Genomic DNA, 14,356 nt, shown 5'->3' on the forward strand with positions numbered 1-14,356 from the left:
GGCGGGTTGAGATTCATACGGATGGTCGAACGAATCGATCCTCGTAGAGGATAGCGAACTGGTTCATCGCCGTCTTCCAATCATGAGCCGCACGCCCCCAATCGGCAGTGATGTTGCGCAGTGCCAGCCAGATGAGCTTGGTGGCAGCCTCGTCGGTCGGGAAGTGTCCTCGGGTCTTGATGATCTTGCGCAGCTGCGAGTTGATGTTCTCGATGGCGTTCGTAGTGTAGATAACCTTGCGAACCGCCGGCGGAAACGCGAAGAATGGAATCACACGATCCCAGGCGTTGCGCCACGCCGCGCTGACCGTCGGGAATCTCTGGCCCCATGGCCCGTTGGCAAAGGCATCGAGTTCTGCCTGAGCCGCTTCGGCGCTCGGCGCGGTGTAGATCGGGCGAATCACGGCGGCTAATCCTCGACGGTCTTTCCAACTGGCGTAATCGAGACTGTTGCGGATCAGGTGAACGATGCAGGTTTGCAGCGTGGTCGCCGGAAATACGGCGGCCAGCGCCTCGGGCATGCCTTTGAGGCCATCGGTCACGGCGATCAGGATGTCGTGGACGCCACGCGTTTTGAGGTCGTTGAACACCTTCATCCAGAACTTGGCGCCTTCGGTGCCTTCGATCCACAAACCCAGAATATCGCGCGTGCCGTCGGGCAGAACGCCCAGTGCAAGGTAGATCGCCTTGTTGCGGACCACGGCGTCTTCGCGAATCTTGACCCGCAGCGCATCGAAGAACACCACCGGATACATCGGTTCGAGCGGCCGTGCTTGCCAGGCGGTCACTTCGGCCATGACCTCGTCGGTGACCGAGCTGATGAAATCGGGCGAAACCTCGGTGCCGTATTGCTCCTGCAATAATCCCTGGATCTCGCGCACGGTCATGCCCCGGGCGTACATGGCGACGATCTTGTCGTCGAAGCCCGTGAAGCGTCTATCATGTTTGGGAATCAGCAGCGGTTCAAAGCTGCCGTCGCGGTCGCGAGGCACCTCGATACGGATCGGGCCGTCCTCGGTCAGGACTGTCTTGGCGCCCGTGCCATTGCGCTGGTTGGTCACGGCGCTCGGCTTGGCAGCGCCTGGCGGGTAGCCGAGATGGTGACTCATCTCGCCGCCCAGCGCCCGCTCGATCAGCGCCTTCTTGAGGGCCAGCGTCGCGGCATTGATCGCGTCTGCGGTCATCGGGCCGTTGCCGAATTGCTCAAGTAACTCGGCGGGAATGGCCGGCAGGTCTACCGGCTTGGCTTTCGGTTTGCGAGGCATACATCCTCCTTCGGAGCATCATATGCCTTGAACACGAAATTACTGACAGGCCCCCGGAATTTGTGCAGCAGCGCACTGCACAATTACCGCAGTTGCACGCCAACATGACAAGTCGGTGCTCTTGAACCCGAGCCCCCGGAGCTGGATGCGTGATCGACGGCTCGCGCGCCTGGCGGAGCACTTCGGTGTCCACTTCGTATCGCCCTGATCTGCATTAAGGGAGGCAGGTGCGGGCATCTTTGCGTCGCTCTGCCGATGCACGTCCCACTTCACCGCTCACGATGTGGCTACTTTCCTCGAGCGGCAATCGTCCAAGTTGACGAGTGCAACAAGAGCCAGAGCGACCCTTCAGCTTGATAGGCGATACGAGACTTTGCGATTGGCAGACTGATCCACTGGCCCGGCCGCTCAAGTCTCTAGCTGGGACGTGTCGAGACCGTTTCAGTCATTTAAGGTAGTAACGAGAACGCGTCCCACACACGCGAACAAATCGGGGAGAACGGTGCGGATGATAGAAGGAACCTTATCACGATGCTCCGATTGCCCGCTCAAACTCAGGTTTCGCACAACCGCCTTGTTATCGCGCAAGCACGATTCCGAGGCAGCGCTAGGCGTGGGCATATCCGAACCGCTGGTCCGCCGAGCGCGCGCGCTTGCGCCGCAGCATACGCCGGTTCCAATGATGCCGATTTCCATGGTGGATACCGCGTTCAAGCATGTTCCGTCGGCCCGCCGTGTCACGCGAGATGGAATTTCTTCCGGAGGCTCGCATCGACCGGGCCGGCCGGCATGAAGCGCCGCAACTTGCGCAGCAGCGACGCCTCGCCGTTGGGCGTATGCCGCATCCGCCACGCGCCGAGCGCCGCGTCGACGATGGTGGCGGCCACGCCCTCGGGGTGCGGCGCGGATTTCACGCTGTCGACGACGGCGCGCGACGCAAGCGTGCGCTCGCGGTCGTAATCGGCAATCGGCGCGCCGGCCTGCGGCGCATTGACGTCCAGGTTGGTCCGCGTAAACGACGGCTCGACCAGCGTCGCGCGAATGCCGAACTGGCGCAGCTCGTGATCGAGCGATTCGGTCAAACCTTCCACCGCATGTTTGGATGCCGAATAAAGCCCCATGTACGGTGCCGGCAGGAAGCCGAGCACCGAGCTGACATTGACGATCCGGCCGCGCCGTTGCGCCCGCATGTGCGGAAGCACCGCATGGGTCGTACGCATGATGCTGAATACGTTGGTGTCGAACAGGGCCGCTGCCTCGTCCACCGACGTTTCCTCCACCGCGCCGATCAGGCTCGTGCCCGCATTGTTCACGAGCACGTCGATACGTGCGGCGCGGTCGATGATCGTCTGGACTCCGGATCGAACGGATGCGTTGTCACGCACGTCCATCTCGATCAACTCGACGCCGGCAACCGGCGCCGTTCGCGTGATGCTGCGCACGGTGCCGAACACGCGGCACCCGCGTTTGGCGAATTGTTCTGCGGCGACGCGCCCGATGCCCGACGAAACGCCGGTCACGACGACAACGGTGGAATTCGACATGGCTGTTTCCTTCGATACGGTGAATGGGGCGGAGTAATCAATCGCGCGCGTCCAGCGCGGGCTGAAGTGCGGTCTCGCCGGGCGTTGCCGGTTCACGGCCGTGGCGGGCCGCGGAGGCATGGTCGGGCCGGATCCTGAACCAGATCGCATACATCGCCGGCAGGAACACGAGCGTGAGGACCGTCCCGGCGAACGTGCCGCCGATCAGCGTGTACGCAAGCGTGCCCCAGAACACCGAATGCGTGAGCGGAATGAACGCGAGCACGGCCGCCATCGCGGTGAGAATCACCGGACGCGCTCGCTGCACGGTCGCTTCGACGACCGCGTGGAACGGATCCAGCCCCGCCTGTTCGTTCTGGTGAATCTGGCCGATCAGGATCAACGTGTTGCGCATCAGGATCCCCGACAGCGCGATGAGTCCGACCAGCGCATTGATGCCGAACGGCTGCCCGAACAGGATCAGCGTCGGCACCACGCCGATCAGCCCGAGCGGGCTCGTCATGAACACCATCACCATCGCGGAGATCGAGCGCACCTGGAAGATGATGATGACGAGCGTGACCGCCAGCATGATCGGGAAGAGCGGCAGCATCGCCTTCGTGGCCTTGCCGGATTCCTCGATGGAGCCGGCCTCCTCGATTCGATAGCCGCTCGGCAGCGCGGCGACGATCGGCTGAAGCTGCTTCGTGATCGCAGCCGACACGTCCGGCGGCTGCAGGCCGTCGGCGATGTCGCCGCGCACCGTGAGCGTCGGCACGCGGTCGCGCCAGCGCATGATCGGCTCCTCCATCCGCACGTCGACCTTGCCGACCTGCGACAGCGGGATGCGCTGCCCGTTCGCGCCGGCGAGCGTGAAGTCGTCGAGCCGCGCCGGGTCGAGCCGCGCATCGCCGCCCGAGCGTGCGATCACCTGCACGGTCCGGATATCCTCGCGCACCGCGGTAACGGGCACCCCGGTCAGCAGGAACTGCAGCTGCTGCGCGACCGCACTGGAGGTCAACCCGACTGCCTGCAGGCGGTCCTGCTGCAACGTGAAGTGCAGCGTCGGCGCGCGCGTGCCCCAGTCGGCATTGACGGTGCGCATCATCGGGCTGCCGTTCATCACACGCTCGACGTCGGTTGCGATGCCGCGCAGCGTGTCCGGATCGGGGCCCGTGATCCGGTAGGCCACCGGGAACGGCGAATACGGACCGAACACGAGCTGCGTCACGCGCACGCGCGCGTCGGGCGCGAGGCCGTCGGCGATGGCGCGTCGCAGCCGCGCCTTCAGCGCTTCGCGCTCGTCCTGGCTGTCCGTGCGGATCACGATCTTCGCGAACGACGGATCGGGCAACTCCGGCCCCATCGCCAGATAGAAGCGCGGCGCGCCCTGGCCGACATACGCGGTGACGATCCTCGCTTCCTTCTGCTTCGCGAGCCACGCCTCGACCTTCGACGTGGCGGCGCTCGTTTGCGAAATCGACGTGCCGTACGGCATCTGCACCTCGATCAGCACCTCGGGGCGATCGGAGATCGGGAAAAACTGCTTCTTCACGATCGCCATGCCGAGAATCGCGAGCACGAAGAGGGCGACGACCGAACCGGCGACGAGCCATTTGCGGGCGATCACGCGCGTCAGCAGTTGCCGGAAGCGGTTGTAGCGGGGCGTGTCGTAGATCGCATCGTGGCCGCCTTCGAACTTCCTGAAGTTCGGCAGCATCTTCACGCCGAGGTACGGCGTGAACGCGACGGCGACGACCCACGATGCGATCAGCGCGATCCCGACGATCCAGAACATGTTGCTCGTGTATTCGCCGGCGGTGGACCGCGCGAAGCCGTTCGGCATGAAGCCGACCGCGGTGACCAGCGTGCCGGCCAGCATCGGCGAGGCCGTATGGCTCCACGCGTAGGCTGAAGCAGCCACGCGGTCGTAGCCTTCCTCCATCTTCACGACCATCATTTCGATCGCGATGATCGCGTCGTCGACCAGCAGCCCGAGCGCGAGGATCAGCGAGCCGAGCGTGATGCGGTCGAAGTTCTTGCCGGTGGCGGCCATCACGACGAACACCACGGCCAGCGTCAGCGGCACGGCCGCGGCGACGACGAGCCCCACGCGCCAGCCCATGCTGACGAAGCTCACCAGCATCACGACGAGCAGAGCGGCGAAGAACTTCACCATGAACTCATCGACGGCCGAGCTGATGTTCACGGACTGGTCGGTGACCTTGGTCAGGCTCATGCCGAGCGGCAGCGCCGCGTTGATCGCGCCGACTTCCCGGTCCAGCGCGCGGCCGAGCTCGAGCCCGTTCCAGCCGTCGCGCATCACGACCCCGAGCAGCAGCGCGGGTTCGCCGTTGTTGCGGATCAGGAACGTGGACGGATCTTCGTAGCCGCGCTCGACGGTCGCGATGTCGGACAGTTTCAGCGTCCGGCCCTGCGCGACGATCGGCGTGTCGCGTATCTTCTGCAGCGTGTCGAACGCGCCGTCCACGCGAATGAAGATCTCCGGCCCGCGCGTCTCGACGGAGCCGGCCGGCGTCAGCAGGTTCTGGCCGTTGAGCGCGGCGAACACGTCCTGCGGGCTCACGCCGAGCGTCGCGAGCCGGTCGTGCGACAGCTGCACGTAGATGCGTTCCGCCTGTTCGCCGATGATGTCGACCTTCTTCACGCCCGGCACATGCAGCAGGCGCTGGCGCTGCGTCTCCGCATCGCGCACCAGCAGGCGCTGCGGTTCGCCCTTGGCCTTCAGCGCGAACAGCGCGAACGTGACGTCAGCGTATTCGTCGTTGACCAGCGGTCCGATCACGCCGGCCGGCAGATCGTTCGCCACGTCGCCGATCTTCTTGCGCGCCTGATAGAACTGCTCCTGCACCTCGGACGGCGGCGTGCTGTCGAGCAACGTCAGCGTCGTGAACGCGAGGCCGGGGCGCGTGTAGGTTTCGCTGCGGTCGTACCAGCGCAGCTCCTGCATGCGTTTTTCGATCTTTTCGGCTACCTGGTCGTGCATTTCCTGCGCGGTCGCGCCCGGCCATGCGGTGACGATGGTCATCACCTTGACGGTGAAGGCCGGATCCTCCGCGCGGCCGAGCTTGAAGAACGACACGAGCCCCGCGAGCGAAATCAGGCAGATCAGGAACAGCGTGACCGCGCGCTCGCGCACCGCGAGCGCCGACAGGTTGAAGCGGCGTTCGCTCACGGCCGTCCTCCTTCGCTCGCGAGCGTGGCGGCCGGTGCCGACACGCGGACCGCTTCGCCGTCATGCAGCAGCTGCGCGCCGAGCGCGACGACCCGCTCGCCTTGCCTGAGTGCGCCGGACACGCGTGCGCTGTCGTCATCCACATGCTCGACCGTGACCGGCCGCCATCCCACCTTGGCCGGCTCGCCTGCGACGACCCACACGCCGGGCCCTTTACCCCCGTCCAGCAGCGCGCCGATTGGCACCTGCAGGCCGGCCTGCGGCGTCGCGCGTGTGTCGTCCGGCAGGCGGATCGTGACGGTCGCGCCCAGCGGCGCGGCGGCCAGCGGGCCTTGCAGCACGTAGCGCGCTTCGAACGTGCGCGTTCGCGCATCCGCGGTATCGGAGAGCTGGCGCAGCGTCGCGGGGACACTCGAGCCCGGCTTGCCGAACAGCTCGGCCTGCGCGACGGAGCCGGCCGCGGGGCGCAGCGTTTCCGGCAACTGGATCACGGCTTCCCGGCTGCCGGCGTGCGCGAGCCGCACGACCGGCTGGCCGGCGCTCACGACCTGGCCGGGCTCCGCGAGCGTGTCCATCACGACGCCGTCGCCGTCCGCGACGAGTTCCGCATAGCCGGTCGCATTGCGCGCGACGCCGGCGTCGGCCTCGGCGGCGCTCAGCTGGGCTTGCGCGGCATCGGCCGCTGCCTTGACCTGGTCATAAGCGGAGGCCGATATCGCGCCGGTGCCGCGCAGGTCGCGGTAGCGCGCTTCGTCCTCGGCGGTCTGCCGCGCGCGTGCCCGTGCCGCGGTCACGGCTTCGTCGCGTGCGCGCGCCGCGAGCTTCAGGTCGACGGGATCGATCCGCATCAGCAACTGGCCGCGCCGGACGGTTTGCCCGGTATCGACGAGCCGCTCCAGCACCTTGCCGGACACCCGGAACCCGAGGTCGCTCTGCACCCGGGCGGCGACGGTGCCGGTAAAGGAGCGGAACGCGGGCGCGGCTGCCTGGACGATGGCGGTGCGCACGAGCGGCGCCTCCGTGCGCGGATCGGACGGCGCTTTTCCGCTGCAGGCGGCTAGCGCGAGGGGCAGTGCGGAAGCGACTGCGAGGAGAGCGAGGCGACGCCGAACCATGAAAGACCCACTGACGAAGTGATCGGGGCTTTCATTGTGTATCTAGTGACCAATATAGTAAATGGTCACAATCGACGTCGGTTCAAGGGGCGAGGCTGCGGAGCACCAGGCTCGACAGCTGCGCGGGCGCGGCGTCGGTCGTGTCGAGGTTGTACTGCAGCAGCAGCGGATTCAGGTATGGCCGCATCACGAGGTAGATCGCCGTCGCGGTTTCGTCCAGCGGCGTCTTGCGCTCGAACTCGCCGCTTTGCCGGCCCGCCTGCAGCACCTCCTGCAGCAGTTGCTGCACGCGCGCCTCGTAGGCCTGTACCGACTGCCAGTTGCCGGTGGCGGCCGACGCGGCGATGTCGTACAGCTTGCGGTCGCGGAAGAACAGCCGCAGGCTCGCTTCCGTAAAGACCTTGAACATGCGCCGCAGCTTTTCGGTGGGCCGTTCCGCTTCGGCGACGGCGGTGCGCACGTCGGTTTCGATTTCGTGCAGGCAGTTCGCGCAGATCATCTCGCCGATCGCCTGTTTCGACTCGAAGAACTTGTAGATATAGGCCTTCGAGAAACCGATGGACTTCGCGAGGTCGGACACGGTCGTCTTCTCGTAGCCATACCGGCTGAAGTGCTCGGTGGCGGCGGCCACGATCTGATCGCGCACGTCGTGATCGGCCGGGCCGCGCGCGGGCGCGGGGGAAGCGGTGTTTTCTTTCATGGATTGCGGCTGGCAGGGATAGACAACGAGTGACTATTTGGTATTATAGTCACAACCTGATCTTGGCTGAAACCGTCATGCTACCGAAACCCATCGTTGCCGCGGTGCTTGCCGCGCTCTTGTCGGCGGGATGCGCCGTCGGCCCCGACTACGTGCGGCCGGAGCTCGCGATGCCGCAGCGCTTCCAGGGCCAGGGCGCCGTGGAGCAGCGGCGCGCGGCGGCCGACGCCGAGCTCGCGACGTGGTGGACGGGCTTCGGCGATCCGCAGTTGACCCGGTTCGTCACGCTCGCGCTCGCGCAGAACCTCGATCTCGCGCAGGTCGCGGCACGCGTCACGCAAGCGCGTGCCGGGCTCGGTGCGGCCAATGCGGCGCTGCTGCCGTCGGGCAACGTGACGGGTCAAGCCGCGCGCGTCTACCAGTCGGTCGAAACGCCGTTGGGGCGCGTGCTGAACTCGACGCCCGGTTTCGACCGTCACGGCAGCGACTACGAGGCCGACTTCAGCGCGAGCTGGGAGGTGGACGTGTTCGGCGGGTTGCGCCGCGGGCGGGAAGCCGCGCTCGCCGACTATCAGGCCTCCGAAGCGGCGGCGGTCGCCACGCGCCTGGCTGTCGCCGCGCAGACGGCGGACATCTACATCACGATCCGCGGGTTGCAGGGCCGGCTGAAGGTCGCGCGGCATCAGGTGCAGACCGAACAGGATCTGTTGTCGACCATCAATCTGCTGTATGGAAAGGGGCTCGCGGCGGAGCTTCAGGTCAGGCAGGCCGAAGGTGCGCTCGCTCAGGTTCGCGCAACGGTGCCGGTACTCGAAGCGGCGCTGGACACGGCGATGAATGCGCTCGACGTGATGCTCGGCGCGCAACCCGGTACGTATCGCGCGGAATTGCTCGACGGCGGCGACGTGCCGGTTGCCCCTCGGATCGCGGCGACGGGCGCGCCGGGCGAACTCCTCAGGCGGCGGCCCGACCTGATCGTCGCCGAGCGGCGCCTCGCGGCGTCGAACGCGCGCATCGGCGTGGCCATTGCCGAGTATTACCCGAAGTTCTCGCTGAGCGGGTTGATCGGCAGCGCGACGACGATGGGCGCGGGCAACCTGTTTGCCGGCGGCGCCAACCAGGCTGCCGGCGTGCTCGGCCTGCGCTGGCGTTTGTTCGACTTCGGGCGCATCAATGCGCAGATTGCCGACGCCAAAGGGAAGGATGCCGAAATGCTGGCCGCGTATCGGCTCGCCGCGCTGCATGCGACCGAGGACGTCGAGAACGCGTTCTCGGCACTCGTCAAACGCGACGAACAGGCGGCCGTGCTCGCCGACGGCGTCGAATCGCTCGGCCGCGCGAGGGCCGCGTCGTTCGCGGCGTACCAGAAAGGCGTCGTCAGCCTGATCGAGGTGTTGCAGGCCGATGAAAGCCTGCTGCGCGCGTCGGACGAGCGCGTGCAGGCGAAAACGGAAGCGGCCCGGGCGTCGGTGGCTGCGTTCAAGGCGCTCGGCGGAGGATGGCAAGGGCCGGCGTCCGAGGCCGTCGCCAGTCGATAACGGCCGTACGTGCCGACGCGTTGGCGGGGCGTGACGTCGTCGTCGCTGTTCTTTGTGCGATGCGTGCTCTGGACCATGCGGCCCAAGCGAATGACATGCGCGGAAAGCCGCTCACTCACCCGTCGGGATCTGCTCGATGCTGCCGCGCCGCGCATCGCCGAGAAGGGAACGGCGGCATCGAGCGTCGTGGACATCGTGGCGCGCGCCGGGTACACGTGCGGCGCGTTCTACTCGAACTTCAGGAGTACGAGCGAGCTTTTCGTCGAACTGCTTCGCGTCAAGCATCGCGACATTCAAGACAATCTGGAGACGTCAATGCAGGATGCCGCGGTATCGTCCGAGCTGTTCAACAGCAGCTCGCTTTGCTGTATGCGCGCTGCCATTCGAGCAACGTCGACTCAGTCGTTTGGGCCGAGGCCCGCCTGCAGGCAGGACGCGATGTGTACTGGCGCGAGCATGTGGAGGCCATGTGTGTTGATCGATGCGACATGATTGCGCGCTTCTTGGATCACGGAGGCGAGCATCGCAGCGCAAAAGCAGCGGCCCCTTCCGCCGATCGTGCGCTTATCCTGATCGCGATCATGGATGGCCTGCGGTACTTGGGGAGATCGTAATTTCCATGCATGTTTTCGGTTAGAGCGATCTAACGGGGTGCTGGCCAGGCCAAAGTAGGGTGTTGTGAATGACGCGCGCTGAGCACCGCTCGGCGCGTGCGGCGGACATCCAGGCCCACCATCGATACATCGTGCCGTACGAAACCTGGCTCCAAAGCATGCGGATCGTGCCGCGGGCATGAGGGCGCCCGACGACACTATGACCCGGCTTCCGAGCCGGTCTTTTTGTGTCTGGCGGCAGCTCGGGGTAATTGCGCACGGCTGCAGGGGCGTTAGTGGTTGTGAAGGGGTGGTCTGCGGCACGTAATAGCCAAAATAAATGAAATATCTGTTTTAATCCAAATTTACAATTGAGTGCGACTGGTCCAATGGCCGTTCTGAATCGTCTTAAGCGATTCGGAGCACGCATCGAACGTGCGAGCGCGGCGCGAGTGCGTTTCGCGCACGGCGCGATGCTCAGGTGCGTGAAGGTCCGATCAGGCGTCGCGATTTCGCGTTGACCGCTTGATCGTTCCTGGCGCATCAGCCCAAGCCGATGCGAGCAATGTCAGAGCGAGAACCCCTTTCCTGAAGCATGACCATGGCTGAAAACATCGCCCAAACCGTGATCCGCCGCGCCGACTACACGCCGCCGGCCTTCCTCATCGATTCCGTCGCGCTCGAATTCGATCTCGCGCCGGCCCGTACGATCGTCAGGAATACGATGCGCGTGCGTCGCAATCCGGACGCCGCGCCCGCGCCGCACCTGGAGCTGATGGGCGAAGCGCTCGAATTCGTTGGCGCCTGGCTGGACGGCGCGCCGCATGGCGCCGTGCGTGCGCACGAACACGGGCTGACGGTCGAGAACGTGCCCGAAGCGTTCGAGCTGACGCTCGAAAGCGCCTGCGCACCCGACCAGAATACGACGCTGTCGGGCCTCTATGTGTCGAGCGGCAACTTCTTCACGCAGTGCGAAGCCGAAGGTTTCCGCCGCATCACCTACTTCCTCGATCGCCCCGACGTGATGGCGTCGTACACGGTGACGCTGCGCGCCGACAAGGCCGCGTACCCGGTGCTGCTGTCGAACGGCAACCTCGTCGATTCGGGCGACCTGCCCGACGGCCGCCACTTCGCGAAATGGGAAGACCCGTTCCGCAAGCCGAGCTACCTGTTCGCGCTGGTCGCGGGCAAGCTCGTCGCGATCGAGGAGAAGATCACGTCCGGCTCGGGCAAGGAAAAGCTGCTGCAGGTGTGGGTCGAGCCGGCCGATCTCGACAAGACGCGTCACGCGATGGATTCGCTGATCCACTCGATCCGCTGGGACGAGCGGCGCTTCGGTCTCGAGCTCGATCTCGACCGCTTCATGATCGTCGCGGTGGGCGACTTCAACATGGGCGCGATGGAGAACAAGGGGCTCAACATCTTCAACACGAAGTACGTGCTGGCGAACCCCGAGACCGCGACCGACACCGACTTCGCGAACATCGAATCGGTGGTCGGCCACGAGTACTTCCACAACTGGACCGGCAACCGCGTGACCTGCCGCGACTGGTTCCAGCTGAGCCTGAAAGAAGGCCTGACGGTGTTCCGCGACCAGGAATTCTCGGCCGACATGGCCGCGGGCGACGATCTCGAATCGGCGGCCCGCGCGGTCAAGCGCATCGAGGACGTGCGCGTGCTGCGCCAGCTGCAGTTCGCCGAGGATGCGGGCCCGATGGCGCACCCGGTGCGCCCGGAGAGCTACGTCGAGATCAACAACTTCTACACGATGACCGTCTACGAGAAAGGCTCGGAAGTCGTGCGGATGTACCAGACGCTGTTCGGCCGCGACGGCTTCCGCAAGGGGATGGACCTGTACTTCAAGCGCCACGACGGGCACGCGGTGACCTGCGACGACTTCCGTCACGCGATGGCCGACGCGAACGGGCGCGACCTCGCGCAGTTCGAGCGCTGGTACAGCCAGGCCGGCACGCCGCGCGTGTCGGTGCGCACCGCATACGACGCGGCCGCACGCCGCTACACGGTGACGCTCGCGCAGGGCTACGGCGACGCGTCTCCGGCCGCGCGCGACACGCAGCAAGGGCCGCTGCTGATCCCGTTCGCGATCGGCCTGATCGGGCGCGACGGCCGCGACCTGCCGTTGCGTCTCGATGGCGAAGCTGCCGCCGCAGGCACGACGCGCGTGCTCGACTTCACCGACACCGAGCAGACCTTCACGTTCGTCGACGTGCCGGAACAGCCGCTGCCGTCGCTGCTGCGCAATTTCTCGTCGCCGGTGATCGTCGAATACGACTACAGCGACGATGACCTCGCGTTCCTGCTCGCGCACGACAGCGATCCGTTCAACCGCTGGGAGGCCGGCCAGCGCCTCGCGACGCGCGCGCTGCTGACGCTCGCCGCGCGTGCGGCCGCGAACGAGCCGCTCACGCTCGGCGAGAACTTCGTCGCCGCATTCCGCCGCGTGCTGACTGATGAAAGCCTGTCGCCGGCATTCCGCGAACTCGCGCTGACGCTGCCGTCGGAAACCTACCTCGCCGACCAGATGGCCGAAGCCGATCCGGCCGCCGTGCATCGCGCACGCCAGTTCGTGCGCCGCCGGCTCGCGACCGCGCTGCGCGCGGAATGGCTCGCCGCCTACGAGCAGCACCAGACGCCCGGCGCCTACGAACCGACGCCGGAAGCCTCGGGCCGCCGCGCGCTGAAGAACCTCGCGCTCGCCTATCTCGCCGAACTCGAGGATCCGGCCGATGCGGTGCGCCTCGCGAGCGCGCAATACGATGCGGCGAACAACATGACCGATCGCGCGGCCGCGCTCGGCGCGCTGCTGTCCGCCGCGGCCGCCGGCGCGACCGAACCGGCCGAGCACGCGCTCGACGATTTCTATCGTCGCTTCGAGAAGGAAGCGCTCGTGATCGACAAGTGGTTCGCGATGCAGGCCGCGCAACGCGGCACGCCCGCGCAGCCGACGCTCGCAAAGGTTCGCAAGCTGCTCGCGCATCCGGCGTTCAACCTGAAGAATCCGAACCGCGCGCGCTCGCTGATCTTCAGCTTCTGCGCGGCCAACCCCGCGCAATTCCACGCGGCGGACGGTTCGGGCTACGCGTTCTGGGCCGAACAGGTGCTCGCGCTCGACGCGATCAACCCGCAGGTCGCCGCACGCCTCGCGCGCTCGCTGGAACTGTGGCGCCGCTTCACGCCGGCGCTACGCGACCGGATGCGCGAAGCGCTCGAGCAAGTCGCCGCCGGTGCGAAATCGCGTGACGTGCGCGAGATCGTCGAGAAGGCGTTGGCTTGACGGCTGGACGCGTCGGCGATTTCAGTTGATCCGGTGGTGCGGGATTCCATGTGTCTTGCAGATCGATGGCCGATGCCGAAGGCGGCGGTCACGTATCTGCCCATCATGTGCGGAGCATTTGTCACCGAATGGACTTCTCCATGACGGAAGACGCCGGCGCCCCGCATCGCTCGCGACAGACGTGACGCAATGTCGGACAGCTCCGCTCTGTATTGCCGACGCAATCACGTGGTCATACTAATTTTAATTCGGAAGATTTCAATTCGTATGTCGAATTTATCGATATAACGACGACGTGATTCAGAATAAAAATACTTTCCATATTTCTTTCACGAGATCGTGCCGCTTATCGAGGGGGTTCTTTGAACGTGTGTCAGAAGCCCTTGCGCCGGGAGTTATGCGTTCCTGATTCGTCATATCAAGTGAAACGTAATATATCGGGAAGGCGGTAGGAAATTATGTCGCGACAAAAGTGAAAAGCGCCCAAAAAAAGAAATTCATTCTAAATTGGCGTCGCTATGATGACGTCATCTTAGGGGCGAACGCTTGAAATTGATTTGGTCAGATCACGGCGCGGCAGCCGGTCAATTCTTACGATCTCCATGTATCGCTGGATGTGGGACGGAGCAACGCAAATGGCTAGCTTTATCGATGATCTCTTGCGGGGCTACGCCGACCTCCGCCGTGTTCTCACCCGGGAGTTGAGCGCCGACGATGCCGCCGATATCGCGCAGTCGTCCTTCGAGCAGGTGCTCCGCTATGCGGGGCAGCGCCCGGTTGAGTCGCCGGCCGGCCTGCTGTTCGCCATCTCGCGCAATCAGCAGATCGATTCCGCTCGACGCAGGAAGCGTGTCCCGCACCAGTCGCTCGACGACGTCGACGGACTCGTCGACCAGTTGCCCGTGTCCGAACTGACGCCGGAGCGACGCTATGCCGCGCGTCAGCGGATGGAGATTCTCGGCAAGGCGCTGGATGCGTTGCCACCCCGTTGCAGGGAGGCATTCGTGTTGTGCAAGTTGCACGGTCTTTCGTATGACGAGACCGCGCAGGAGATGGGAATCAGCACGACCGTCGTGCGCAAGTACCTGGTCCAGGCGATGAAAGAATGCCGAATCGCCTTGCTGTAGAATGA

General features: G+C 65.3%; 9 protein-coding genes. 4 read left to right on the top strand and 5 right to left on the bottom strand.

Features of this window, described 5'->3' with window-relative positions; translation table 11 throughout:
• Nucleotides 1-13: 13 nt before the first annotated feature.
• From CFB41_RS34785 to CFB41_RS34805, 5 genes are all read right to left on the bottom strand, one after another.
• A complete protein-coding gene (locus CFB41_RS34785) occupies nt 14-1,264 on the bottom strand; it encodes an IS256 family transposase (protein WP_089455483.1) in 1,251 nt (416 codons plus the stop codon).
• 737 nt (nt 1,265-2,001) lie between these two features.
• Entirely contained in the window at nt 2,002-2,808 is an 807-nt protein-coding gene (locus CFB41_RS34790) for an oxidoreductase (RefSeq protein WP_089459797.1), read from the bottom strand.
• A gap of 37 nt (nt 2,809-2,845) precedes the next feature.
• Complete coding sequence (locus CFB41_RS34795; protein ID WP_089459798.1) at nt 2,846-5,983, bottom strand: efflux RND transporter permease subunit; 3,138 nt, start codon at nt 5,981-5,983, stop codon at nt 2,846-2,848.
• The gene (locus CFB41_RS34800; RefSeq protein WP_089459799.1) at nt 5,980-7,098 is read right to left on the bottom strand and encodes an efflux RND transporter periplasmic adaptor subunit; all 1,119 of its coding nucleotides are present in this window, start codon (nt 7,096-7,098) and stop codon (nt 5,980-5,982) included. The genes CFB41_RS34795 and CFB41_RS34800 overlap by 4 nt, the downstream gene beginning before the upstream one ends.
• 82 nt (nt 7,099-7,180) lie before the next feature.
• Nucleotides 7,181-7,798 (bottom strand): TetR/AcrR family transcriptional regulator, encoded by a 618-nt coding sequence (locus tag CFB41_RS34805; RefSeq protein ID WP_089443812.1) that lies wholly within the window; start codon nt 7,796-7,798, stop codon nt 7,181-7,183.
• Nucleotides 7,799-7,875: 77 nt separating this feature from the next.
• Between CFB41_RS34805 and CFB41_RS34810 the strand changes: the two genes are divergently transcribed.
• The 4 genes from CFB41_RS34810 to CFB41_RS34825 all read left to right on the top strand — a co-directional run bounded on the left by CFB41_RS34810 (nt 7,876) and on the right by CFB41_RS34825 (nt 14,351).
• A complete protein-coding gene (locus tag CFB41_RS34810) occupies nt 7,876-9,336 on the top strand; it encodes an efflux transporter outer membrane subunit (protein WP_089459800.1) in 1,461 nt (486 codons plus the stop codon).
• A gap of 9 nt (nt 9,337-9,345) precedes the next feature.
• Nucleotides 9,346-9,828 (top strand): TetR/AcrR family transcriptional regulator, encoded by a 483-nt coding sequence (locus CFB41_RS34815; RefSeq protein WP_144029992.1) that lies wholly within the window; start codon nt 9,346-9,348, stop codon nt 9,826-9,828.
• 702 nt (nt 9,829-10,530) lie between these two features.
• A complete protein-coding gene (gene pepN, locus CFB41_RS34820) occupies nt 10,531-13,224 on the top strand; it encodes an aminopeptidase N (protein WP_089459802.1) in 2,694 nt (897 codons plus the stop codon).
• A 635-nt stretch (nt 13,225-13,859) separates the two neighbouring features.
• Nucleotides 13,860-14,351, top strand: a complete 492-nt coding sequence (locus CFB41_RS34825; protein ID WP_089459803.1) for an RNA polymerase sigma factor — start codon at nt 13,860-13,862, stop codon at nt 14,349-14,351.
• Nucleotides 14,352-14,356 lie beyond the last annotated feature (5 nt).

Origin of the sequence: Burkholderia sp. AU33803, assembly GCF_002223095.1 — a bacterium.
Classification (GTDB): Bacteria; Pseudomonadota; Gammaproteobacteria; order Burkholderiales; family Burkholderiaceae; genus Burkholderia.

Coding starts and splice junctions, on each gene's coding strand:
- CFB41_RS34810 (WP_089459800.1), top strand. CDS start 7,876: ATGCTACCGAAACCCATCGTTGCCGCGGTGCTTGCCGCGCTCTTGTCG.
- CFB41_RS34800 (WP_089459799.1), bottom strand. CDS start 7,098: ATGGTTCGGCGTCGCCTCGCTCTCCTCGCAGTCGCTTCCGCACTGCCC.
- pepN (WP_089459802.1), top strand. CDS start 10,531: ATGGCTGAAAACATCGCCCAAACCGTGATCCGCCGCGCCGACTACACG.
- CFB41_RS34805 (WP_089443812.1), bottom strand. CDS start 7,798: ATGAAAGAAAACACCGCTTCCCCCGCGCCCGCGCGCGGCCCGGCCGAT.
- CFB41_RS34790 (WP_089459797.1), bottom strand. CDS start 2,808: ATGTCGAATTCCACCGTTGTCGTCGTGACCGGCGTTTCGTCGGGCATC.
- CFB41_RS34785 (WP_089455483.1), bottom strand. CDS start 1,264: ATGCCTCGCAAACCGAAAGCCAAGCCGGTAGACCTGCCGGCCATTCCC.
- CFB41_RS34825 (WP_089459803.1), top strand. CDS start 13,860: ATGGCTAGCTTTATCGATGATCTCTTGCGGGGCTACGCCGACCTCCGC.